At 42.1% G+C, this 25,643-nt stretch carries 18 protein-coding genes and 2 pseudogenes; 7 read left to right on the forward strand and 13 right to left on the reverse strand.

The window, feature by feature from the left end:
• Positions 1–90 precede the first annotated feature (90 nt).
• The 4 genes and pseudogenes from V7K55_RS09955 to V7K55_RS09965 form a co-directional block, all read right to left on the reverse strand.
• A complete protein-coding gene (locus tag V7K55_RS09955) occupies positions 91–1,332 on the reverse strand; it encodes an S-layer homology domain-containing protein (protein ID WP_334830682.1) in 1,242 nt (413 codons plus the stop codon).
• A gap of 404 nt (positions 1,333–1,736) precedes the next feature.
• A pseudogene (locus tag V7K55_RS09960) lies at positions 1,737–2,369 on the reverse strand (S-layer homology domain-containing protein); the annotation flags it as partial.
• A gap of 270 nt (positions 2,370–2,639) precedes the next feature.
• Positions 2,640–3,620 (reverse strand): annotated as a pseudogene (locus V7K55_RS27510) (right-handed parallel beta-helix repeat-containing protein); the annotation flags it as partial.
• A 410-nt stretch (positions 3,621–4,030) separates the two neighbouring features.
• On the reverse strand, positions 4,031–4,732 hold the full coding sequence (locus tag V7K55_RS09965; RefSeq protein WP_334830684.1) for a conjugal transfer protein TrbI: 702 nt from the start codon (positions 4,730–4,732) through the stop codon (positions 4,031–4,033).
• A 27-nt stretch (positions 4,733–4,759) separates the two neighbouring features.
• Here V7K55_RS09965 and V7K55_RS09970 point away from each other — a divergent pair, with 27 nt between their 5' ends.
• On the forward strand, positions 4,760–4,912 hold the full coding sequence (locus tag V7K55_RS09970; RefSeq protein WP_334830686.1) for a hypothetical protein: 153 nt from the start codon (positions 4,760–4,762) through the stop codon (positions 4,910–4,912).
• 230 nt (positions 4,913–5,142) lie between these two features.
• Here V7K55_RS09970 and V7K55_RS09975 read toward each other — a convergent pair whose 3' ends face one another.
• A complete protein-coding gene (locus V7K55_RS09975; protein ID WP_334830688.1) occupies positions 5,143–7,314 on the reverse strand; it encodes an NACHT domain-containing NTPase in 2,172 nt (723 codons plus the stop codon).
• A 162-nt stretch (positions 7,315–7,476) separates the two neighbouring features.
• Between V7K55_RS09975 and V7K55_RS09980 the strand changes: the two genes are divergently transcribed.
• Complete coding sequence (locus tag V7K55_RS09980; RefSeq protein ID WP_334830690.1) at positions 7,477–7,665, forward strand: hypothetical protein; 189 nt, start codon at positions 7,477–7,479, stop codon at positions 7,663–7,665.
• 269 nt (positions 7,666–7,934) lie between these two features.
• Here the strand turns inward: V7K55_RS09980 and V7K55_RS09985 are convergent, their stop codons facing one another.
• The 6 genes from V7K55_RS09985 to V7K55_RS10010 form a co-directional block, all read right to left on the reverse strand.
• The gene (locus V7K55_RS09985; protein ID WP_334830692.1) at positions 7,935–8,672 is read right to left on the reverse strand and encodes a choice-of-anchor K domain-containing protein; all 738 of its coding nucleotides are present in this window, start codon (positions 8,670–8,672) and stop codon (positions 7,935–7,937) included.
• Positions 8,673–8,984: 312 nt separating this feature from the next.
• Complete coding sequence (locus V7K55_RS09990) at positions 8,985–11,162, reverse strand: tetratricopeptide repeat protein (protein ID WP_334830694.1); 2,178 nt, start codon at positions 11,160–11,162, stop codon at positions 8,985–8,987.
• Positions 11,163–11,419: 257 nt separating this feature from the next.
• Positions 11,420–11,599: a photosystem II assembly protein Psb34 gene (gene psb34, locus V7K55_RS09995; protein WP_334830696.1), complete on the reverse strand. Its 180-nt coding sequence runs from the start codon at positions 11,597–11,599 to the stop codon at positions 11,420–11,422.
• 135 nt (positions 11,600–11,734) lie between these two features.
• The gene (gene thiO, locus V7K55_RS10000) at positions 11,735–13,705 is read right to left on the reverse strand and encodes a glycine oxidase ThiO (RefSeq protein ID WP_334830698.1); all 1,971 of its coding nucleotides are present in this window, start codon (positions 13,703–13,705) and stop codon (positions 11,735–11,737) included.
• A gap of 113 nt (positions 13,706–13,818) precedes the next feature.
• Entirely contained in the window at positions 13,819–14,214 is a 396-nt protein-coding gene (locus V7K55_RS10005) for a hypothetical protein (RefSeq protein WP_334830700.1), read from the reverse strand.
• Between the two features lie 16 nt (positions 14,215–14,230).
• Positions 14,231–14,569, reverse strand: coding sequence for a 2Fe-2S iron-sulfur cluster-binding protein (locus tag V7K55_RS10010; protein ID WP_334830702.1), 339 nt, complete (start codon positions 14,567–14,569; stop codon positions 14,231–14,233).
• Positions 14,570–14,644: 75 nt separating this feature from the next.
• Here V7K55_RS10010 and cimA point away from each other — a divergent pair, with 75 nt between their 5' ends.
• Positions 14,645–16,321 carry a citramalate synthase gene (cimA, locus tag V7K55_RS10015; protein ID WP_334830706.1) on the forward strand — a complete coding sequence of 559 codons (1,677 nt, stop codon included), beginning with the start codon at positions 14,645–14,647 and terminating at the stop codon, positions 16,319–16,321.
• A gap of 488 nt (positions 16,322–16,809) precedes the next feature.
• On the opposite strand, the gene V7K55_RS10020 is transcribed toward cimA, so the two are convergent.
• Entirely contained in the window at positions 16,810–17,043 is a 234-nt protein-coding gene (locus V7K55_RS10020; protein ID WP_334830708.1) for a hypothetical protein, read from the reverse strand.
• 163 nt (positions 17,044–17,206) lie between these two features.
• Here V7K55_RS10020 and V7K55_RS10025 point away from each other — a divergent pair, with 163 nt between their 5' ends.
• Entirely contained in the window at positions 17,207–19,330 is a 2,124-nt protein-coding gene (locus tag V7K55_RS10025; RefSeq protein ID WP_334830710.1) for an NAD(P)/FAD-dependent oxidoreductase, read from the forward strand.
• A 47-nt stretch (positions 19,331–19,377) separates the two neighbouring features.
• On the opposite strand, the gene V7K55_RS10030 is transcribed toward V7K55_RS10025, so the two are convergent.
• Positions 19,378–20,901 carry a hypothetical protein gene (locus V7K55_RS10030; protein ID WP_334830712.1) on the reverse strand — a complete coding sequence of 508 codons (1,524 nt, stop codon included), beginning with the start codon at positions 20,899–20,901 and terminating at the stop codon, positions 19,378–19,380.
• A 981-nt stretch (positions 20,902–21,882) separates the two neighbouring features.
• Here V7K55_RS10030 and V7K55_RS10035 point away from each other — a divergent pair.
• From V7K55_RS10035 to V7K55_RS10045, 3 genes are all read left to right on the forward strand, one after another.
• Positions 21,883–23,337, forward strand: a complete 1,455-nt coding sequence (locus tag V7K55_RS10035) for an aminotransferase class V-fold PLP-dependent enzyme (RefSeq protein ID WP_334830715.1) — start codon at positions 21,883–21,885, stop codon at positions 23,335–23,337.
• Positions 23,338–23,436: 99 nt separating this feature from the next.
• On the forward strand, positions 23,437–24,723 hold the full coding sequence (locus tag V7K55_RS10040) for a sulfite oxidase (RefSeq protein WP_334830717.1): 1,287 nt from the start codon (positions 23,437–23,439) through the stop codon (positions 24,721–24,723).
• A gap of 67 nt (positions 24,724–24,790) precedes the next feature.
• A complete protein-coding gene (locus V7K55_RS10045; protein ID WP_334830904.1) occupies positions 24,791–25,582 on the forward strand; it encodes a sulfite exporter TauE/SafE family protein in 792 nt (263 codons plus the stop codon).
• Positions 25,583–25,643 lie beyond the last annotated feature (61 nt).

Here is a 25,643-nt window from a genome sequence, read left to right on the forward strand (position 1 = left end):
TGTCCTTTATCATAATGGCTAATAACTGAACTTAAGAGTTGGTCATTTTTCCTTTATAAATACTAATGACCAATGACCAATGACCAATGACTATCTTAGTGAAACCAACAAGTTTTGATTGATTGTCATTTGTAAATCAGTATTTGGGTCAATTGCCACTAAGTCAACACTATTCTTACCGAAGAACAGACCAACCAACGCACCGATACCAGCGCCACCCAAGACTTCTTCTGTGGCAATGGCGCGATCGCCAGTTACAGCAGATACCGCAGTTGCTGCACCTGCGCCTAATACAGTGTTTTTGATAATTGAACCAATGCTAGTACCCTTCTTCACGGTTTCAGTTTTGGTAATAACTTCAGAAGTAGCGTTAAGTTGATACTCTTGACCACTAGTCAAAACCAATTTTTCAGCAACGAATTGAGAACCGCCTGTAGCAGGTTTGAGTTGACCAATAACTTGACTACCAGCCGGAATCACTACAGATCCGTCTTGTGTCAACACATTTTGGGATACTGTCAATGTTAAAGGCGCTGTTTCATCCTTTGTAACCAGAATTTTTTCTGCTTTGTCATACTTCACAGGAATAGCAGTCCCTTGAGGAATTGTCACAGCTACAGGTGTTGGAGTCGTAGACCCGACAGCCACGACATAAGGCGAGTTAATTGCTGAGGCTTGGTTAGAACTAACCAATGCTTGGTAGATAAAAGCTGCTACCTGGGCGCGAGTAGCGGTTGCAGTTGGATTCAAGAACTTCACATTAGGATAATTTACAACGATTTGCTTTTCAGTTGCGGCTGCGATCGGGCTACGGGCATAGCTAGCGATGGTAGAGGCATCGTTGAAGTATTGCAGAGTGCTTTCGGTATTGCCACTGGGACTATATTCCAGACCGTTAGCGAGGGAAACTAAAACCTGCTGGCGGGGAATAGCTTGGTTAGGCTCAAAGCGATTACCAGGATATCCAGATAAGAAACCAATGGTATAGGCTTGCTGAATGGCACTAGATGCCCAATAGTTGCTAGGCACGTCAGCGAAATTGATTGGCGATCGCTGCTGTGATTTTTGGAAAGCTTTGTTGACCATAGCGGCAAATTGAGCGCGTGTCACTGCTTCTTCGGGGCGGAAGCTACCATCAGGAAATCCGGCAATTACACCTCGCTGTGACAATTGTTGAATAAATTGTGATGCCCAATAGTTAGATGAAACATCAGAAAAAGTGGTTTGAGCTAAAGATGGTGAAGCGGTAATAAAAGGCGCTACAGTGCCGACTGTGAGGCTCAAAGCCATGAGTGCAGCTGTTCTAGATTGCAAACGATTTAAAGTAAACATTATTTTTTAACTCCAGGGACAATTATTTTTTTTACTGTTAATTAATTAGACAATTGCTAATATCTTTGGTTCCCAATTTTTTCTGTATTTTGTAAAAACCATTACTTTAGTAATACAGTCATTTTTCCAAAGTCTATGTCAAAGGAAGCAGATAATAGGAGTAGTGTAATTACCCTATTAGCTCTCAACCTAATTAAAAAAGTATTCCAAGAAAGATTGATACTGATTAAGACGATACAAAGGTATAATAGTTGCTGGCAAATTCATTTTTAGGGTTAAAAATGAATGCGATCGCCCACTATAGTTAAAGTGGCGATCGCATATCAGGGATGATTAAAGTTACGACTTGAATGGAGTTAAAACCAGTAGCAGCCACGACATCAGGCAGTTAATTGCTAAGGTTTAGACACTACATAGGGCGAGTTAATTGCTGGGGCTTGGCTAGAACTAACCAATGCTTGATAGATAAAAGCTGCTACCTGGGCGCGAGTAGCCGTTGCACTTGGATTCAATGACTTTACATTAGGATAATTTACAACGATTTGCTTTTCAGTTGCAGCTGCGATCGGGCTACGGGCGTAGCTAGCGATGTTAGAGGCATCGTTGAAATATTTCAGAGTGCTTTCGGTATTGCCACCAGAAGTAAATTTCAGACCGTTAGCGAGGGAAACTAAAACCTGCTGGCGGGGAATAGCCTGGTTAGGCTGAAAGCGATTACCGGGATATCCAGATAAGAAACCAATGGTATAGGCTTGCTGAATGGCACTGGATGCCCAATAATTGCTAGGTACGTCAGCGAAATTGATCGCCTGTCGTTGCTGTGATTTTGGGAAAGCTTTGTCGATCATAGCGGCAAATTGAGCGCGTGTGACCGCTTCTTCAGGGCGGAAGCTACCATCAGGAAATCCGGCAATTACACCTCGTTGTGACAATTGTTGAATAAATTGTGCCGCCCAATAGTTAGATGAAACATCAGAAAAACCAGTTTGAGCTAAAGATAGCGGAGAGCATCCCACTTGGATGGGTTTCCCTTGCAGGCTATAAGTCACCGAGTCACAAACAAAACCTGCCGACTTAGACTCTATATAAGTCCGCTTTGGCGGATTTTGTTTATCTAGCTGCGATTTCCAATTATCAGATATTTTTTCAAGAGTGGGATGCTTACTCAAAAACTCTGAGTCTGCAACAATATCGTGAGGGCCTTTAACACTTATCTTAGAAGTATTGAGATAAATATTATAATCGTAAGTAACGTTTTTATTTTTCGTATTACTATTAGCATCTTTGCCGGGAAAAGCATAGAAAATGTTATTTAGAATCTTGACATCAGATGATGAATAAGCAAATATTTGCCCACCTTTATTTTCTGGAGTCTGATTATTTAAAACAGCCGTGTTATTTACAATATCAATATGATCGCTTGAAAATGCATGAATACCTGAGCCACCATTATTAAATGTAAGATTGTTTTTAACTAAAGTCCGTCCTGTATATGCAGCCAATTTGGAGTTATTCTGATCGTTTCTAAAAGTATCGAGAATAATGCCATTACCATCTGTGATCTTTCCGACTTCAATCCAAGGGATATACATGCGATTGTTGTAAGTCTTGTTGTTGGTAATATACATCTTGTATCCCTGGTTTTTGTCAGAATTCCAACTATTCAACATTGAAATACCACTAGAACCATAAACACCATACCAGGCATTATTGAACACCACGTTATTATCTAGTGTCACATAGTCTGATTGAATCGCTGAAATACCTGCTCCTCCACAGTCATGAACTTTATTGTTCAGAATACGGATGTGATGAACATGACCGCTGGTTCGTCCGTCAATGTTGATGCAGTTTCCATTCGTCAGTGGGTTTAGTTTGTTAGTCTTCTGACTCATCGCATAATCAAGGGTTATGTTGGCATTGTTCCCGACAACCTCCAACCCGTTGATCTCGATATATGAAGCTCCATTTGAAATTACAATCCCGTTCCATGTATTGTGCTGAATTTTTGGAAAATGTCCAGGATATGCTTTATACCTAATCCATGCATTTGCAGTTCCAGAACGTTTAATACTTACTACACTTCCAGTATTGGGTATATTTGTGTATACCCCGTTCATAATTAATACTGTATCACCAGGGTTGGTAAGGTTTGCTGCCTTTTGAATTGTCTTAAATGCGGATGAAGTAGAAAGTCCACTATTTTTGTCGTTTCCAGTACCACTAACGTAGTATGTTTTCGGTGTTGAATTCGCACTAATTAGCTCGTCGCGGCTAGATAGACTCATTTCCTTGTTAGTGGATATCTGACGGACGTTTTCAACTAAAGATGCTTTTATCTTTTCTCCCTGAGCCAAAAGACTTAATACCACGGGAATTGCAAGATATGTGCTTAAACTAAAACCTTGAATCGCCACAAGAAAAGGCTCCTTTATCACTACTACTTAACAAAAAGTATCAGGATATTACGTAATTTTGAATACTCTTTTAGATAGAGAATAAAATAAAGCCGATTTTATTAGCTCTTTTGATAAGGTAATTCAATAAGTATCGATACTGATTAAGACGATATGGAGGTATAATGCTTGCTGTTAAATAAGTTTTTTTAGGTCTAAAAATGAATGCGATCGCACACTCTAGTTAAAGTGGCGATCGCATATAAGGGATGATTAAATTCACGACTTAAATAGAGTTAAATCTAGTAGCGGGATTGTGGTACTAAATTCAAATTAGAATTCAGTGTGAGCCTTAAATCTTGTGCGGGTCTGATGACAAACGCATTTACTTCTTTTTTCCGCAACAGTACGCTAGCACCCGCACCCGCAGCTGCACCAAGAACAGGTTTTAAATCGTCAATTCTGCGATTACCAGTAAGTAGTGAACCTAAAAGACCAGCACCTCCACCAATAGCTGCGTCAGTTAAAACCTGACTGGTGTTGGGCCCCTGTTTAACTCTTTGAGTTGTAGTGTATGTCCGAGAAGTTGCATTAATCGACTGACGCTGACCATTAGAAAATTCTAATTCTTGAGCGACAAACCGCACGCCTTTTCCTTGGTTATCATCTGTATTTCTTGAATAATTATCTAAGTCAACAGATTCTAGCCGTCCATTTACTTTAGTACCAGCCGGAATTAAGACATTTCTATTTTTGTCGATAATGTCATTAGCTATTCTCAAGGTTATAGATTTACTTTCCCCAGGAGCAATAGTAATTGTCTCTTTATCGTAGGTGACAGGAAAATTTACCCCAGAAGGGATGGTAACGTTTCCATATTGACTAGTTCTGTTGTATTGTGCATTAGCAGGAGCAAAGCTGAATAGAGGGCTAATGACGCTTGTGGTAACGGCGATTGCCATAAGTGCAGCACTTCCAGATTTCCATTGATGTAGGCGAGTCATAAGAGGGTTTTCCTTTGTGTGTGTGATATGTGTAATGACGGTGATTTACTGAGTTTGTTTCTGACTGTTTTTGAACCTGTCTATAGGCGTATTCCGAAGATAAAAGTACTCATTATGACGGGAGTCTGTGCGATCGCGATCGCACCTCACAATGTGTATCCTGCTAATGTGCGTTACTAAAACCAGAGGCAAGACATTTATGCGACGTAAATGGGGATCGTTTTGTTCCCAAATGCTGTTTTATTACTTATGTCCACATATCTAAGCCGTTGATATAGAGGCGAATGGGCTAACTGCGAACTCTTATTTATATTCTAGATTGATTTGCTAGGACTTGGAAAATATTTTTGCTTTCTTAACGAATGATTTACCTGTGGGATTGAAAAATCAACTATGTGCTGTGTGTGTATTTAAGATTGCTGCTGAAGCTGTTTAACCTCTGCGATCGGTAATAACAAAGTATCTTCTATTTCCTGTCGCACTTCACGGCTAACATAACAATCGCTATTTAGGCAATCTACCAGTAATTGATTGGCATCATAATACTGCTGAAGCAATTTCTTTTGCTCGTTACTGAACTGCCAATCATGACCAATATTACGATATTTAATCATTAATTCTCTTAATTTTTCACACCAAGTCTTCTCATTAGCTAACCACCATTTTTGAAATTCTTGCTTGTCTTGTGTGCTTGGTAGTTGCTCTCGAAGTTTTTGCAGCAAATTCTTGAGTTCTCGGTCGAGGCAGAGGCAGAGGGAGAGGTCGAGACAGAGGGACAGGTCGAGGGAGCGGGAGAGGTCGAGGCAGAGGGACAGGTCGAGGGAGCGGGAGAAGTCGAGGCAGAGGGACAGGTAAAAGGCCCTAACTGCTGCTGGTTTGTAAGAAAACTTAACGGAAATAGATTTTTCTTTTGCCCACAGAAGAAACTCCTGCAACCTCTGATCATCAGCCACTATAAAATCAATTTTCTCCTTCATCAACAGCAATAACCGATCTGCACTTGGAGACATCCCAACTGCTAGCAAAAAGACTTCCCGCCAGCGTTTCTCAGTAATATGGCTAACAAGATTTTTCAGCGCTTCCTCTGATGACTGTCTCACAACCACAAATTCTCTAGCTGTGAAATACTCATGAAATGTCAGGTGAGAAAATGAGTAAATCCTTTTCGCTCTTGCGACAACTAGCCCATGATGATGCTCAATTGAACGCAAAACTTGCTCACTGTCAAGTTGCAATGCTTCTTCGTCAGTATTAGCACCGGGTAAATTGCGGATGTATTCTGTAATGTAGTGTTCTGCTACTTTCTGCTTGAAGAAATATTCACTCCCCTCAAAAGTAGTCAACGCCATTTTGCTGAGTAAATCTTCTTTACGCTGGACTGATAGCTTTTTGTAAATCTGATTGCGTTCAATTCCTCGCTTCGCATCCCATTTTTTCAATAACGCATCCAGTCCTTCTTTATATAACTCAGAACGATTTGCAGGGAAATCTCCTGACTCTTCAAATGCTAAACAAAGCAACGTCAGCAGCAGAGGACTTGCAGCAAGTTGTTTGATTCGGCTATTCTCTTCGAGACGTTTGATAAAAGTCTCTGGTTTTACAGCTTTCTCCTTAAACCAGTTATTGGCAAAGTTAGAAATTTGGTTATCGTCAAAATCGGCAACTTCTACCTCTGTGAACTTCTCAAAGGTATACTTCCGCGCTGCAATACGACAAGTCATCACAAACTGATTTTTTGGGAAATTGCCAGAAATCTCACGAATTGTCTTTAATACACGGTCACTATCCTCTTCTCTAACCTCATCTAACCCATCAAGTAAAACTAATGCCTTGCCATTTGTTAGTACATCTCGGATATAAGAGATAGGATTTATCGTCTCTTCAGTGATGTATTGCAATAATCCAGGTTTGTTTGCAGCTTCCGCAAAGTTTTTGAGGGTGACAAAAATCGGTACACGTTCAGCCTGAAACTCACCTGCAATACACTGAATCGCCAAATACTTCAGAAATGTGGTTTTACCTGCTCCTGGTTTACCCAAAATCATCAACTTGGAATATTTCTCAACCGCTTCCAGTCCTGGCACTCGTTTTTCAGTAATTCTGTTAAGTCCAAAGAGGTCAAAATCCTGGCTGCTAGACTGTTCTAACAATTCATCAATTCCTAACCGTCGCTGTCCAGTGATTTTCTCTAATATATTGACGCTAGTGTAAATGTCATTCAAGCCGATGGGTTGAGGCGTATCCAGCATCCGCATTGTGCCGCAGCATTCTTGAATGAGAGGTTTTATCTTTTCACGTACTTGTTGAATGATCGCATCAATATCAATGCTGTTATCTTGACTTACCTCTGGTTCACTGGTTGGTTCATTAACTACTACTTCTTCCCACTCTAAATCTAGCCTGTCGCAAATCTGGACAAAGAGATTGCGGTCAACTGGCTTACCTGTAAGGAACTTTCCAATCGGTTGGCGAGTTACTTCTAACTCTTTGGCTAATGCCTTTTGAGTTAACGAATAACGAATTAAAGCTCTTTTTGCTTTTTGGATACCTTCTGGAGAAGAGAAAAGCGATCGCCCGGACATAAGCTAACCAGTACACTTTTGCTGATTCTAACTACTAATTTGGCAATTCATCCTGAGCGCATACACAACTCACTCATATCTCAAACCTGTATTTAAGCTTACAACAAACACTCGCCTGTAAAGCTAGGGATGTAGTGATTCAAACGATTTGGGAGTCGATCAATGTTATCCAAGAAATTTCCTTCAAGAGATGAAGTGCTGGCTGTTGTAACGCTGATTATGGTGATTGGTTCTCTCACTCTTGCAGTTATCGACGAAAAGAGTCGCCCTCCATTTCTCGATTTAACAAAATTTGCTGTCGGTACGTATATTGGATTATTGATACCTCGGTCTACGTCAAGCGATGTCTAGGACGGGCTACGCCTACGCAACTAGCCAAATTCAAATTATGTCTTGGCAATTAGAAGTCGGACGACCATATAAATAAAACCCGCGCTGGCGGGTTTTAATTTTGTATTATCCACAAAAATTGATCTAACCTGAGTAAATTAGCGTATTACTTCGTCGAGTTTCCCACAAAGATAAGAACCGCTATAAAGCTCATATTGAAGCCGGAAAATTTCCTAGTTAATTACATCTTTAAAGGCGAACAGAAGCAACTGTTCTAACCGCTAAAGCTCTTAGTATTTATTCTCCCAGAATTTTCTCCGAGATATCAGATATATCCCTAGCAGAGATATACCCGCTATCGTTGCAGGTTCGGGTATCGGTTTGATTTCGGCATAAATAGCTGTTCTACTTGTGCCTCCTTCAAGAGCCTTAACACTTATCTGGGGAATATCTGGATTAAAGCCAGTTAGCTCTAGCGTGTATTTATTGCCTTCAAAGGTGAAACTGCGATCGCTCAAATTTTTGTCTATGAATACAAAGTCTGCATTATCTTCAGGATTTGTTGCGTCATTAGGTGTATTTACTAGATGCAACTTGAAGTCAAAAACTTGGCTGATTCCAGTGGGAGGGTTGAAGGATACATTGAGATTTAAAGGTACAAATTCAACGCTTGTACCTTTGAGTACCGTTCCATTAAAATAAGTTAAATCAGCTATTTTGAATGCAGAGTTGATGTCTGCTGAAAATGAACTTCCATTAAAGGTAAGTTTATTTGAGCCTGTGACTATACACACAGGAGTGCTTGCATTTAATGGACAAATATTAGGATCGCCCCAAGTAAATGTTTTGCTTCCCACACCTGTATATACAGGATTGGTATCGGTGCTTCCTGGAGTAGGTTCTCCCCATGTACCACTAGAGATACCAGAAAAAGTGAGAGCATCTGCTTGACCAGAGAAACCAAATCCTGTGGTTGCACTCACAAAAAAACTAGATATAGCAGTCGCAAAAATCAAACTTAGTTTCATAACTTAGGTTTCAATTCTCATCCTCTGAGCTTTTTTCAACTAGATGTCTAGTCTACGTTAGTGAATTTACGGAAAATACGCCAATATCTTATTGTAATTTTTATAAAGACTTTATACTTTTTTAAGTTTGTTTAACAATAAATTTATATTTATTAAGCTAAATTTATGGATTGTTTAAATATTTTACCATTTTATAATTAGAAAACTATTTATGTAGGTGTAGCCCGTCGTAGACATGGCTACTTTAGTTGATGCTCTGGCTAATTGTCAAGTTTATATCAAGTTATTTTTCAACAGTTTTCAGCGTTTTTCTTATAACTTTGACAAAATCTCTGGCAATAACTGACTAGGAATTTTAGATAAAGCCAGATTTTGTCCCTGTATCCCTAATTCGTTATGAAAAGCGCGAATAGTTTTTACCACATAAGTAAAAGTTGTTTGATAAGCTTCGGGTTGTTTGCTTAATCCTTTTAAGGCTTTTAAATGGTTTTCTAATGCTACTTCTAGGTGTTGAGAACGTGTTGCTTTGTCACCATTAAATGACTTATCTATTACTAGCTGATAATGTGCTAGTCCCAGGTTATTATAAGAGGCAAGCAAATCGAAACTTAAAAGAGTACCGCTCAGTGAGTGAGCCAAGTCTATGGCCTCTTCGTAAGCGCTGATGCATAGTTGCAGGTAGTTTTGTCGTGTCTGTTTAGTTGTCTGAGATAGGTTTGCTAAATGCCAGTAGGCAGTACCCAGATTATTTTGTGTAGCGGCGCAGGCACTAGGGACATTAGCTGGAGTGCGATATTTGAGAGCTTCACTGTAGACATTAATCGCTAGCTGGAGATTTTGGGCAGGTTGTTCGTATTGTGCCAGATTCCAACAAGCAGTACCGATGTTGTTTTGAATCATCCCATACTTAAGCGGTTCTTCTTCGGGGTTGTAGTGTATAAGTGCTTCGTTGTAAGCTGCGATCGCTTTCTTTAAATGCACAATTGGTTGATTGTATTGCCCTAGATGCCAGTAAGCAGTACCTAAATTGTTCTGGCAAGCCGCATACTTTAATGAATCCATCTCGGCTGTACGGTAGCTGAGTGCTTCACTGTAAGCTAAAATTGCTTGCTGCCAATTTTCTGATGGGTGAGAAAAACGAGCTAAATCACCATAAGCTGTCCCCAAATTATTTTGCACACGAGCGTAAGTTTCTGGATGCGTCTGGGGTGACATCATCTTTAACGCCAACTGATAAAATTCTATCGCCTGATCTATATAAGTTTGCCCTTCCTCAGAATTGGGTGGTGTGCGGTATAGCATCCAGTAGAGTGTGCCCAAATCATTCAAGATATCTGGAAGTTGCGATGAAGTTTCGTCATAGCTTATTGCCTCCTGATAGGCAATAATTGCCACCATCAGGTTTTCTAGAGTTGAATCTCCTTGCTCAATGCGAAGGCGGTATAAAGTGCCCAAGCGATGATAAGCTTCTGCCAGTATCTCCCCTGAAACAAGATTTTCGTGTAATTCTTCAATCTCCAGCAAAATCTGCTGCGGTTGTAAGTAATCTTCAGTATTTTGAGCAGAGTTTGTGTTGATTGTTGCTATTACTAGTTCTGTTAACTCGCTACTAACATAAGATAAAGATGACAGCGATTGATTATCATTCCTACTAGCAGACCTATTAGTAAATTCTTGCTGTTGTGGCGTAGCTTCCTGGGTTTTATGTACGCTATTCTCTTGTATCTCTGCTGGAAAATCGGAATTATTTTCAAACTTGAACTCGGTGGCTACCGTTCTGAGTTCTGCTTGGCTAACTGATTCATCTAGAATCGACTGCTCAATATTCTCTAAATCCAAGCTTCCAGAACGTTTTTCACGTTCTGGATAGACTGCGTTTTGAGTTGCTGGTGTGGGTTCTCCAGCAAATACAAATACGCCAGTCCGACAACGCCAAAACTGTGGTGCTGATTGCTTGATAGCAGATAACCAAGGGCGCGGTATCCACAACAGCAAGTTAGATTCTAGGAATCTGCTGGATTCTTGGGTAGAAAAATATTGTTCGCTTAAACGAAGATAGTGTAAAAATAAACGCTGTGTTGCGACTGGTTGCTTGGTGAGATGCTCCACACCTACAATCTGAAATGCTGGGACTGGAAAAGGTCTTCCAGGGGTATCTTTTGATGCCCCAACAATTGGCGGTGGATAATTTGCCAACCATTGATTTATCTGGACTATGGGATTGGGGTCGTTTAAATTCAAACGTAACGTAACTAATCGCGGATAGGCTGGAGTGCTATTTTCCTGAGCATTTGATGACCGATATAGAACCTGTCCAATAGGATAAGCCAATGTAGAATGCAGACGGGCTGCTACTTGATTTCTTAAGTGTAAATTATCACATACAGCTAAAAAAAGTTGTCGTCGCAAGCCAAGACTTAAGGCAAGTTTCAGGCGGTGGTATACTTGCCGATTCCAAGTTAAATTATTGTTGTGTGCAGTCTCATTCACGCTTAAAGAGCCAAAACAAAGTATATATCACCGTTCTGGGTGCATCCAAGTGGGCTAAACTCACGATAGAAATCATTTTTAAATAGATATTGTGCTGCTAGGGATCAATTAAGCCTTTATAAATATAAACAAATAAGTATATAATTATACTTTAATTACCAGTTTAATTTTAACAAAAAATAAAAAAGCAGGCCCCTATTTAAATCGGAACCTGAAAAACTATAAAGAAGATGAAGTTTTCTGAAAATATTTTACTATCAACTGCTCTTAGAAACGAAGAAGGCGACTAGAATCAAGCCGACAACCAAAGTTGTAGCGACGATTCCTAGTACGATATAAGTTCGCTTTTGCCCTTCTGTGGGAGGTTCTGCTTGATAAATCTTTGGTTCCCTGGCAAAATTATTCAGAAGGCCGCCTTCTTCATTGATATAGGGCATGAATGAATTCCTTTATCCTTATCGTTAATTTAATGTTACATAAATGCTAAATCCGCTCTGAAACTGCTAGACAAATCGTTACATTACATTTGTCATTTGTCATTGGGTATTTCCCTATGCCCCATGCTCCATTCCTTAACTAGTAATCGTCCCGGTGAGAGGTGAACTAGGACTGGCATAATCTTTGATGGGCATCCTGCCAGCAAGGTATGCTAGACGACCCGCGACTGTTGCTAAATTCATGGCACGAGCCATTGCTGCTGGGTTTGGAGAAAGTGCGATCGCACTATTAATTAATAAAACATCTGCTCCCAATTCCATTGCTTGGGCGGCTTCTGAGGGTGAACCAATACCTGCATCTACTACCACAGGTATACCTGCATTTTCGATAATGATTTGGATGTTGGCGGTTGTTTTTAGCCCTTGTCCAGAACCAATTGGCGATGCCAAAGGCATTACCGTCGCACAGCCTACTTCTTCTAAACGCTTGGCTAACATGGGGTCAGCGTTAATATAGGGCAATACTGCAAAACCTTCTTTCACTAGTTGCTCTGCGGCTTGCAGCGTCCCAATTGGATCTGGGAGTAAATACTTAAGGTCAGGTATTACTTCTAACTTGACAAAGTTATTATCTTCCTGACCTAACAATTTCGCCATTTCTCGTCCTAAACGCGCCACCCGAATCGCCTCTTCAGCAGTTTGGCAACCTGCTGTATTGGGTAACATCCAAATTTTTGTCCAATCTAAGGCTTCAGCTAAACCTTCATGTCCGGGGGCCTTGGTTTGTACCCGTCGGACTGCCACGGTGACAATTTGGCAATCACTGGCAATGACGCTTTGCTGCATTTCTTCAATGCTGCGATACTTACCAGTTCCCGTCATCAAGCGGGATTGAAAGGTTTTGCCAGCAATAATTAGTGGGGAGTCTTGAATAGGGAGTGGGGATATAGCAGTATGATGCCCGTTAGAGAAATTGGCAGAATGAGTCAGCATTGGGGTGGAGGTAGATGGCTGGAATTGGAAGCGCGAATAGTGAAAATCAGCAAGTAGAGGATCGGGCTTTTGTTCTAATATTAAGTCGGCAATCAATGCGGCGGTTACGGGTGTCAGTAGAATTCCGTTACGGTAATGACCAGTTGCAAAGGTTAAATTTTGACAGTGGCTAGTGCCAAGGATGGGTAACTCATCAGGGGTGGCTGGGCGAAATCCCCACCAGAACTCTTGGATGGGATAATCTTTTAATTGGGGATACAGCCGGATGGCAGCTTGTAATAATTTTTGAATGCCGTCTGGGGTATTGTTGGGGGTGAAGCCAACGTCTTCGCTTGTTGCCCCGATAATCAGGTGATCGCGTCTTGGTACGATGTAAATATTCTGCCCAAACAAAACCCGCTTCAAGGGCAAGTCCGGTGTAAACTCTGGTATTCGCACACTCAGCATTTGTCCTTTTCTGGGACGCACGGGTATCGGTAATAACTCATTTGACCAAGCACCTGAAGCTAAAACATAGTGCGCGGCGCGAATTATCCCAGCATTGGTTTGTACGCCAACAACTTGTTCTTGCTGCTGTAAAAATGCTTCTACTGTAATACCGTCTTTGAGTTCAACACCAACAGATTCAGCCGCCGTCCGCAATACGTGAGCTAGAGCTTTATTATCAACTTGTGCGTCTTCAGGATACCACCAACCACCAACTACCTCTGCTCCCAATCCTGCCTGATATTGATGAATTGCTTCTTTATTTAACCAGTAAGCCGGGGAAGAGGGAGAAAGACTTTCCCCCCTGCCCCCCGCCCCCTGCCCCCCTGCCTCTTCAAAGACGGGTGCGAGGATACCACAAGGACGGTAGCCAGTATTGAAACTGGTTAGTTCTTCTAGTTTGCGCGTCCAGTCGGGATATAAAGCACGCGATCGCCAACACAATGAACGCATTGCCTCATTGGTGATGTTTTCCGCGTCTGGTGCTAACATCCCAGCGGCGGCGTGGGTAGCGGCAGCCTGAAAGTCACGACAAAACACGGTGACGTTTGTCCCGCGCAGTTTTAGTTCAATGGCGATCGCTAAACCAATAACGCCGCCACCAATAATTACGATCTCACTAGTCATTAGTCATTAGTCATTGATCGTTAGCCATTTATCATTAGTACATAACTAATAACTCATAACTAATTTACTCATAACTTATAACTTATAACTCGTAACTAAAGACGGATATATCGTTACCACAAGGCGCGAATTGGTTCGTTGCTTTGATTGGCATCGCTAGATGTCGTGTTTTCGGAACTGTTTGTATTGCCGTCTGTTGTACTGTCGGCAGGTGATGTTGAGTCATCAGAAGGATTCTGAGCAACATTACTTCTATTGTCAGGTCTTGGGGCTACAATAGAGCGCTTGTTTTCGTTTGTTTCAGTTGTTTCATTTCCTTCATTTGCAGTTTCTTCATTTTTACTGCCAGCACTGCTATTAACATTGATATTAGCTGGCAGGACTTTTGCTGCTTTACCACCGGGAGCGTTAGCGCTTTGCACGCCCATAGGAAAATTGATGCCTAGTAATGTACCAAGCAGAATGGCCAAACCTCCAGCCATTAAAATCAGGGGTGTCCATCTACCCATCTTGTCTTACTCCTTTTTAACCTTTTGGTGTCCACACTATTCGAGAACCTTGTCCCCAAAATCCATCAAACTTTGTCACTTTCACATCGCCTGAAACCTGAGTTTGGCAGGCTAAACGCAAGTCTGTTGTAGGAGAATGGGGAGGAAGCGAACGCCGGGTTCGATCGCGCCAATTCGCTGTTGATACTTCGCCCTCTACCTTAACCGCACAGGTTCCACAACTGCCAATGCCCCGACAGTTTATTACCTTAGCACCGTCATTGTAGAGGTTAATACCATTTTGCAGCAAAATTGCTCGGAGATTGCTTCCGCTTACGCACTCAATTGTTTTACCTTCAGCTAGTACCTTAGGCATTTTTAAATTGCCAAACTGGCATTTTGTTGTATATTGACACATTGCCTCGAAAGTTGTCTCGTCGGTCCCAGTTTTATGACCACAAATTCTTCACCTCAACTTTGGCTCTATGACACTACATTGCGGGATGGCACTCAGCGCGAGGGGCTATCAGTATCGATAGAAGATAAGTTACGCATTGCCAAAAGACTCGATCAACTGGGAGTTCCTTTCATTGAAGGCGGTTGGCCTGGTGCTAATCCCAAGGATGTACAATTTTTCTGGCAACTCCAAGAAGATCCGCTAAAACAAGCTGAAATTGTGGCTTTTTGTTCGACTCGCCGGCCCAACTCCACTGCTGCAACCGAACCGATGCTACAGGATATTTTGGCTGCGGGAACTCGCTGGGTAACGATTTTTGGTAAGTCTTGGGATTTACATGTCACAACTAGCCTCAAAACGACGTTAGAAGAAAATTTGGCGATGATTCGTGACACCATTGAGTACCTCCGTTCTCAAGGGCGGCGCATTATCTACGATGCCGAGCATTGGTTTGATGGTTACAAGCAAAATCCAGATTATGCTTTACAGACATTAGAGGCTGCGATCGCATCTGGTGCTGAATGGCTAGTCCTCTGTGATACCAATGGCGGTACTTTACCCCATGAAATTAGCCAAATTGTGCAAGATGTAGTACAGGTTACTGGGGACTGGGGACTAGGAAGTAGGAAAGAATCTTCCCAATCCCCAATCCCTAATCCCCAATCCCCAATACCCCAAATTGGAATTCATACTCATAACGATTCAGAAATGGCGGTTGCTAACGCAATAGCCGCTGTGATGGCAGGGGCAAAGATGGTACAGGGGACAATTAATGGTTATGGTGAACGTTGCGGTAATGCTAACCTTTGTTCGTTAATTCCCAATTTACAACTGAAGTTGGGCTACAGTTGTATCACAGAAGACCAGCTAACACAACTTACAGAAGCTAGTCGTTTTGTGAGTGAGGTGGTCAACCTCGCACCAGACGAACACGCTCCCTTTGTGGGACTTTCGGCTTTTGCCCACAAGGGTGGTATTCATGTATCAGCTGTAGAACGCAATCCCCTCACTTACGAACATATTCAGCCGGAACAAGTCGGGAATCATCGCCGCATTGTGATTTCTGAACAGTCTGGACTGAGCAATGTTTTAGCCAAAGCCCGCAGTTTTGGGATTAACCTCAACGAGCTAAAGGCAGAAGCCAAGCAAATTCTTCAGCGTCTTAAAGATTTGGAGAGTGAAGGATTTCAATTTGAAGCCGCAGAGGCCAGTTTTGCGCTATTGATGCACGAAGCTTTGGGAGGTCGCCAGAAGTTTTTTGAAGTTAAAGGTTTTCAAGTCCACTGTGATTTGATTGAGGGGAAAGAAACTAGTAACGCCCTAGCTACGGTCAAAATCGCTGTTGACGGCAAAAATATTCTGGAAGCGGCGGAAGGGAATGGCCCGGTTGCTGCTTTGGATGCAGCTTTACGCAAGGCTTTGGTGAACTTTTATCCCCAAATAGCAACCTTTGATTTGACAGATTACAAAGTGCGGATTCTCAACGGACATACGGGCACTGCGGCGAAAACCCGTGTGTTGGTAGAATCAGGCAATGGTCGTCAACGCTGGACTACGGTGGGGGTTTCTACCAATATTTTGGAGGCTTCCTATCAAGCTGTGGTGGAGGGCTTGGAATACGGTTTGTTATTGCACTCCCAAGGGTCAGCGGTGGTGAAAGCTTCTAGTTGACAAAAACAACTATGTAGTGTAATCACAGCTTACGCTTTTCGATTAGAAGGGGAAGCGATCGCTCAACTAATTTGTCTCAAAAACCTGATTTGTCGTAGCGGTAATTCATGAATTACCGCTACTTCAGAACTTTTTTGCGTAAGATCCTGTGTGTGCCAAAAACATTTATTCCGCTAAGTGTCGAGACATCGCTCAAACAGCATGAAGATTGCTCCAAAAAAAGACCTCTCCTACAAACAATGGGTCTTTCCGTTTCAGAACGTTGTAAAATTCATTAGCAACGTAAAACGCTGATATGGTTAATTTAGTGGCTTCTGTGCCATGAATGCCAAAATAGCAACCCAATTGCCAATCCCATACAGATAAGTATTGTTACTCCCATACTTAAATTGCTTAGGCGCAGCCCGCCACAGGCATCGCCAATCCAATATTTAGGTGCAGACCTAGAAATCGAATGCTGCAACCAAAACTTCATCTTATGCCAGGTTTTAGGAGAACTTTTCCCACGATTGGGCAACTAATTGGCTCAACCAGCGACGTTGTTCCCGATCCAACATTGGATCGTCTGCTAGCAACTGAGCGGTTAATTCTTCCAAAGATTGACCCTGGGCGCGGACAATTTTAATTACTCCAGCGATCGCAGCAGCAACGAGTTCTTCATCAATTGGCTGTTGTCGTAAAGCAAAAATTTCCTGGGGACTGTCTGGAATGGGATAATTCATGGCGTGGGTTTACAGAAATACAAAATGAACAATAAATTCTTCAACAAATTCTTAAAATTTCTTTACTGAATCTTTACCAAACTAATAGCGCGGAGTGTACCTTACTTTGTGCGTTCATAAAATCTGTCTTAGTGAGTAGATTGCTCGGAGATGTCAGGAAACGATGAGAGAAATCCTTTATTTAGAAGTTCCCACTCCAGATATAGAAACTGTACGTAGCTGGCTACAAACGGATTTTGAACCTGGAAATGGAGAAAAAGTGCTTACTTCGGAAGGCTTTCGCCTCAAAATACCCAGTGCTACTACACCTGCTGGAGCGGCTCTTTCCGAAAAATTGCCTGCGGAACTTTCGGTATTTGTCTGGACGGTGCAACGAACTACCTATCTGAAAGTGTTTCGTTGGGCAGAACAACCCTTTCCCAGTGAGGGACAAATTCTGCAACGCCTAACCAAAGAAATCAGAAGCCGTTTTCCGCATCATTACCCAGAACCACCAACGATTGATTTATCGCAGCAATCGATTTTTGCCGCACTAGGCTCTGCTTACCCTCTCACCGTCAAGTATTTTCAGAAAATGCCTAACGGTGAATACGATCTAACACGTGCCTACTGGTGGGAACAACGATGGCGCGAAGGAGTACGAAATCCGCAGCAGCCGCGTCAAGTTGTGTTTTCCAATCAAGGGGACAGGGGAAAAGGTAATCCCAGTACCCAGCCTCTAGTCACTAATCCCCAGTACGACATCATCTACATCGGCGGCGCACTAGGCGCGATTCATGCAGCATTGATGGCAAAACTAGGATATAAAGTCCTGCTGGTGGAACGAATGCCCTTTGGCCGGATGAACCGAGAATGGAATATTTCTCGCGATGAGATTCAAAGCTTGGTTAATCTGGGTTTAGTCACCCCCGCAGAGTTAGAAACCATCATTGCCAGAGAATACAAAGATGGATTCAATAAGTTTTTTGATGCGAATAATCCATCCAAACTGCGATCGCCCGTTCTACACACACCCACAGTCCTAAATTTAGGCTTAGACTCCGAAAAATGGCTCCTTATGTGTGGGCAAAAGCTGCAAGCGGCAGGCGGCGAAATCTGGGATGAAACAGAATTTATGCGTGCAGATATTGATATATCACAAGTTTTGTTGCAAGTCAAGCACTTACCTAGTCAGGTTGAAAAACAAGTAAGCGGACGGCTGCTAATAGATGCAATGGGAACTGCCTCACCCATCGCTTGGCAGTTAAATGGTGGTCGAGCCTTTGATAGTGTGTGTCCGACGGTAGGAGCGGCAATTGAGAGCGGATTTGAGCCGCAAGTGTGGGATTCGCAGTATGGGGACGTGCTTTATAGTCATGGGGATATTTCGCGGGGAAGGCAACTGATTTGGGAATTGTTTCCTGGAGCAGATGATGAACTGACGATTTATTTATTTCATTACCACGAGGTGAATGCTGAAAATCCCGGTTCATTGCTAGAGATGTACGAAGACTTTTTCACGATTTTGCCAGAGTATCGCAGGTGCGATATGGAAAAATTGGTGTGGAAGAAGCCGACATTTGGGTATATACCAGGACATTTTAGTGTGGGAAGTAGCGATCGCACAGTTGCCTTCGATCGATTGATTGCGATCGGTGATGCCGCATCACTCCAGTCTCCCCTCGTCTTTACCGGTTTTGGTTCCCTAGTTCGCAACTTAGAGCGCTTAACAACGCTGTTAGATACTGCTCTTAAACATGACTTGTTGAGTTTCCGCCACTTGAACCAAATTCGCGCTTACCAAAGTAACGTTTCTGTAACTTGGCTATTTTCCAAAGGGATGATGGTTCCCACTGGGAAATTTTTACCGCCCCAGCGCATTAACTCCATGCTCAACACTTTCTTTGGACTGTTAGCAGACGAACCCCAAGAAGTAGCAGATAACTTTATCAAAGATAGGTGTGATTGGTTAACCTTTAACCGCCTAGCACTGAAAGCTGCTAGAAAAAATCCTGCCTTACTTTTATGGATTTGGGAACTTGCTGGGCCTAGAGATTTAATGCGATGGCTTGGTAGTTATTTCAACTTCGGTCGTCATGCCCTCATTAGCGCCTTACTGAGTCCGTGGTTCGGGCGCTTCTTAAACCGGGTAGGTTTTTGGCTAGAACCCCGGAATCCTGGCTTGTGGCTGTGGTTGTTGGCAATTAATTATGCGATCGCCACAGGCAAACCGCGATCGCGCTCTCAAGTTGCAAAGGCTAACCCAGAAGCCATAATTCCGAAGTCAGAAGCAAGGATTCTCAATTAGATATTGGACATGGGGCATTCAGACGCGATTCATCACGTCTCTCTCTACTATTGACCTTGAGGGCGAAAATTCGGTAGTTCCACTGATGCTAATGACTTACGCCCTTTGGGTGGACGCTGGGGATAAACCACAGGTGAAGGTGAATTACCATCATTAGTGTTATCACCTAATAACTCTGGTGACAATTGGGAAACTTCTGACCAGTAGTCTTCAGTTTCTTCAACAGGCGACTCAGTGTGAGAGGAAGTAGAGGAAACCAGTAAGTTATTAGCTGGTGAACTTACAGAATCTGTCGTCCTAGAAATGGAGATAGTTGCAGGGGGATTGATTTCTGTTTCCAAGTGCGCCTCCTGTGGATTTTCTATTTCCTCATCGTCTTTTAGGATTGTTGCTAAAGTCTCCCAGATAGGAGAATCATTATTATTCACATCCGTTTTAGCAGCAGGCGGTGGTGATGCAGATTCAGGCTGGGAGGTGAAAAACATTTGGATTAGACTATCTAATTGCTGATCTAAATTGGATGAACCCGAAGTGGAAAGAGCTTCCGGTATATCTGGGGAATCGTCAATTTTTGGAGAGGGGATTGGTTCTGGTGGTGCTGAGGTATTTTTATTTTGCTTAACTGACCAGTTCCAAGGAGATGATGGCGGCGGAGTCGGTTCATTTCTTTGAAATGGGATTGGTGCTGACGGTTCGCCCCAAGAATTATCTCCACTCTCAGTCAAGGATTCTGATTCTGCTGACCAAGGTTGAATTGGCTGGGCGTTAGGAAACAAAGACCGAGCTTTTCTAGAAAATCTTCCTTGGGAGCTAGTTATATCTTTAGGATGTTTTGCAGTATCTTCTAAAGAGTCATAGCTAGGAACCGATGTATCTAGACATTTTTCTAGAGCCGCTTTAAATTGCAGCGTCTGGCGTTGTTGTCGCATCAGTCTAGTACGCAACTCCCGACAAACAGTTTCTGACTGCAATAACTGCTCAGACTGTTCGCTGTTATTAGTGTGTAACAACGTACATTCTCGCTCTAACTGGGCAAGGCGTTGCTGGCTAATTTGTAGCTGTGCTTTATAACTATCAGTGAAAATTTCCTGGCGTTGAACGGTTTGTACAGCAGTTTCTAATTGTTGAAATAGAGATTTTATCTGTTCTTGAGCCGCAGCCAATTCCTGAGTATGTTGGTTAAGCATCGACTCAGTAACGCTAGAACGCGTTTTCTGCCACTGCAAAACCTTTTCAGACTCAGCTAGGTTGTCTTTTAGCTGCTCTACTTGTTCATACAAATTATTGTTAGCCGAACGCAATTCTTCGTTCAATGCCAGCAGGTTCTGAAACTCCGAGTCAATAAGTGCTTGCTTACCGCTTTCCGGCTCTGCAACCCAGTCCTGCTGGGTGGTATCTTTTGAAAATTGTCTATCTTCAGCCGGCATGAGGAGTGGCAGTTGTTTAACTACCATATTGTCATTAGGCACAACTGAGTAAAAGGGACAACTCGCCTGCTCTGATTGTGGCGAATTAGCAGAATTTAGGGATTCCATCACAGCCCCCTTGTTTGAGGTGTCAGCTTCATTCATCACTTTTGACCCACCTGCCTAAAAATATCAGCAGTGCTGGCATTAGCATTGCTTATCAACCTTGTCTAATCAGGGTTTGCTCTAGAAGCTAAGTTTAACTCTCTCCAGGCACCAGCAATTAATCATCAATTGGTGTTCCCTATTTTGTATCTAGACTGATGCCGTTATAACACTATGATGCTCTTCCCCGTCAAGAAGAGGCAAGGGGAACGAGGCAGGGAGCAGGGGAGATTAAAGCAGTGGTGCCTCTGTCCCAAGGAAGTTTTTTTACATGAAAAAACTGCCTCAGCTTATATTTTATTTTCTATAATCGCATCTGTCTTAAGGTTTAAATTTAAAACGTCTTCTTTAATACATTTTTATACTGACTCATTTCTTACTTAGGATAGATGTCAGTACAAGTATCTACTATTCGATAATAATTCTGTTATTTTGAGCGATCGCTATTTAATATCAGCAAACAACTAAGAGCTTATGCTAAGAGTAAAATGTTACGAAAATCTGACAATTACGAATAAATACGGATAAATTAAAGCTTGATTAGAAACAATTAGAACCAGTAAAATAATAAAGCTTTTTTAAAGAATAATCTCAACTTAGTACGGGCTTTTTTCTGGTTAAATATAGTCCTAGCAAGCAAACTCAGTCTTATGTAAAAAAGGCTTTTTACATCAAATTGCCTTCAATATATCAAGTTTGTTTAATGACTACAAGAAAATTGTTTAAAGTATACTTGACTACTTATAAATATTTTTTACATTGTATATAATTAACAATAAAAATATCATATTTAAGTGTTAGCACGGATACACTTTTTTATTCATTTATTAAAGAATAATTAGAGTAACCGAGTTTTCTACTAGCCATAGAGTAATTATAAAGACCATGATTACTACCAATTAATGTGAGATTAAGTTAGAAAAAGCGGTGTGGTAGTTAGGCTTTTCCAAAAATTCTAAGTTTAAAATAGGGGTGCTAAAGATGACCGACATACTTTTGACGGGTGTAAATATAAAGCAAGAAGATGTCCAATTACCGCTAGTTGCAGAAAATTTTGATAGTTTTTGGGACAAAGAAATTAGACCATTATTTACAGAAGAGTCTCTATCTTTTCAGGTAAAGACTCTTAAGGGAAACTATGTAAACTACGTCAACTTGGATAATGGAGCTACAACCACTCCCTTTGCAACCCTTAAGCAGCATGTGGACGAGATGCTTGACACTTATGGCAGCGTGCATAGAGGTTCTGGGCAAAAGTCCATCATCACTACACGAGAATATGACGCTAGCCGGAACGTTATTCGGGACTTTGTGGGGTCATCTTTAAACAACTATGTAATCTTTGCGAAGAATACAACAGAAGCAATCAATGGAGCCGCCACACTTTGGGCAAAAAAACCTGGAAAAATCTTAGTTTCTGATATTGAGCATTCATCAAACCTGCTCCCTTGGGTTACTAGAGACGAAGTTGTGCAATACAGAACCCAACCGGACGGAAGTGTAAGTGTCGCAGAAATTGAAGAGATTTTCAAGGCACACCAAAATCTCCCCGAAGCCGAGCAAATTAAGTTAGTAACAATTACAGGTGCTTCGACAATTACAGGTTACAGACCCCCAATTTACGAAATCGCAGCTTTAGCACATCGGTATGGTGCGAAGATTTTTGCAGATGTGTGTCAGTTAATTCAGCATGAACGAGTAGATATGGGTGCTGACGATGACCCATGTCATCTAGATTTTGTGGCTTTCTCTGGACACAAGATGTATGCACCTTATGGAACCGGCGTTTTGTTGGGGCCAAAGGAATTTTTTGATAGTTCTTACCCTTATCAAATCGGTGGTGGAAACTTGCCTTATATCACCAGAAATCTAGAGATCAAGCGTTTTTATACAGAACGGGCCCATGACCCTGGAACACCAAATGCAATGGGGGCGATCGCCATTGCCAAGGCAATTGATATTATCGAAGCAGTAGGGCGCGATCGCATTGCTCACTATGAACACTCTCTAGTAGAATTCACGTATACAAGGCTTAGGCTGATTCCTGGAGTGCAATTACATATCCCAGGAGATAATTTAGCCCATGTTATTCCCTTTGATATTGATGGATTTGATGGACGCTTAGTAGCAGAAATTTTGGCACAAGAATACGGCATCGGGGTTAGGGCTGGGGCTTTCTGCACTTATGAATACATTCGCAAACTCAAGAATGTTTCGGATGAGCGAGACTCCGAGATTGCTCAGGAAGTAGACAGAGGAATTACCCGTAACATTCCTAGTATTATCCGCGCTAGTTTTGCAGTATATAATACATTAGAAGACTGCGATCGCTTTATTGATGCGATCGCTCAAATAGCTAAAAACGGATTTGACTACTACTTGCCCAACTACACACAAGATGAAATCACTGGTGTTTGGACAGCGATAAATAGCTAGTCTTTTTACGGTATGGGGCATTGGGCATTGGTTATTAATTCATCTCCCTTTGCCTTTTAATCTCTGTATTTTTATTACGAATTACAAGGGGGTAATAGCTTGAGTGATGAAAACCTCTTTGACCAGGAAGATTATCTACACGCACGGGTTGATGAGTACATTTGGCAAAAAAGCGCAGATGCAGGTATTTCCCGCCAGCGCTTTCTAAAAATATTAGCCGCGATGGTTGGTGCAACAGCCATTGGAGGATTAGCTAAACCTGCACCGGCTCACAGTCAGACAACTGTTAAAACTAAAGGCAGCAAAATACTTAAGCCATTGCCATCAGGCTATATCTCTCATAGCAAAGGCACATTAGAGATGAACTGGGAAGCGATGTATGGGCGTGGTTATTTAGTACCAAATGATTGGTTCTATGTTCACAATCGCAGTACACCTCCACCCTTTGACCCATCTACGTGGCGTTTGCAAATTCATGGAACTGGCGTTTCTACTCCCTGTGAGTTTACTTACGATGAAATCATCAGTATGCCCTCCATCTCAGTCACTTGTGCCATAGAGTGTGCTGCTAATGGTCGGCGCTTCTTTGAAGAGGCTTACAACACACCACTCTCTGGAACTCGATGGAGGCTTGGAGCCATTGGTGTAGCTGAGTGGACGGGTGTACCACTGAGCATATTATTAGAGCGGGCTGGGTTGAAATCTACAGCAAAAGACGTACTCATTGAGGGTGCAGATTTTGATTCGCTGGACTCAAAGGACACAAATAAATCCAAGTTCAACAATGTAGTTCCCATTGCCAAAGCATTAGCAGATAACTCCCTCGTCGTCTATGCCATGAATGGAGAACCATTACCTCCAGATCATGGCCAGCCATGCCGTGTCTTGTTCCCTGGTTGGGGAGGAAACGCCAACGTTAAATGGATTGAGCGGATTGAGGTTTCTGAAACACCGATATATACGCAGTGGGTAACGGAGCAGATGGTACTCGTTGGTGCAGATTATCCAGCGATCGCACCATATAAAGGTAAGCTGATTACCTATCAAAATGTTAAAAGCGCTTTCGAGTTGGCTTGGCCCGCTACACTTTCGGCTCAAACCCATTTACTACGTGGACGTTCTTGGTCTGGGAAAGGAAAAATTGTTCGTGTAGAAGTCAGTCTAGATGGCGGTAAAACTTGGCAATATGCCCGACTTAGAGAACCAAACTTTCCGTTTGCATGGACACGGTGGGACATCGAATGGAACCCAGTTCCTGGTGAATATTTTCTCCAGGCTCGTGCTACTGACAATTTAGGTAACACACAACCTATTAAAGTTCCGTGGAATGATTTTGGATTGCTCTACGGAGGCGTTGTTAGCCATCCGGTGACAGTACGGGGATGAGGGAGTTAGGAGACGCGATTAATACCCAATGCCCAATGCCTTATTCCCCCTAGAAAAATACCTATTTATGATTGATTTTAGTTGGTTGATTTTAGTAGCTGGAGGTCTAATATCTGGAGTTATAGCTGGACTTTTAGGAATAGGTGGTGGTATTATTACGATTCCTCTTTTAGTCACACTAGGTTATACTCCCGTTCAGGCGATCGCTACTAGTAGCCTTGCTATTGTGATTACTTCAATTTCTGGAAGTTTGCAGAATTGGTGGATGGGATACTTTGATTTTAAACGAGTAATTTACTTAGGAATTCCCGCCTTCTTAACTACTGGAATAGGTGTATATTTCGCCAATAAAATTCCATCCTATATAATACTCTTTACATTTGGCATCATACTACTCGCTAACATCTATTTGATTGAACTTCGTAAGCAACTAGCCCTCAAGGAAAAAGAAGATACAGCCCCAGTATTTAACCCATTAGTTTCTAAAATTGGCACTGGTGGAGCAGCAGGAATTTTAGCAGGTTTATTTGGTTTAGGTGGCGGTACGATTATGGTTCCACTGCAAATGTTACTACTGGGTGAAGAAATTAAAGTAGCAATACAGACAAGTTTGGGTGTAATTGTCATCACTGCTTTAGCTGCCTGCACAGGACATACATTAGAAGGAAATATTCTATTTACTCAAGGTCTCGTTTTGGGATGTGGTGGTCTTTTAGGCGTTCAGATGAGTACTCGCACATTGCCAAAACTGCCAGATTCGACTGTGAATTTAGTGCTTCGTATTTTCTTAGGAATACTCTCAATCTATCTGTTTTGGGAAGCTTGGATAAATTATCAACAAATAGTTACTAATTCGTAATCTCACACCACTAAAAGAGAGCCAAAGTCTAAATTTTCAAAGGATTTCAGCCTTATTTTGA

The organism is Nostoc sp., from assembly GCF_036919895.1.
Lineage (GTDB): Bacteria > Cyanobacteriota > Cyanobacteriia > Cyanobacteriales > Nostocaceae > Nostoc.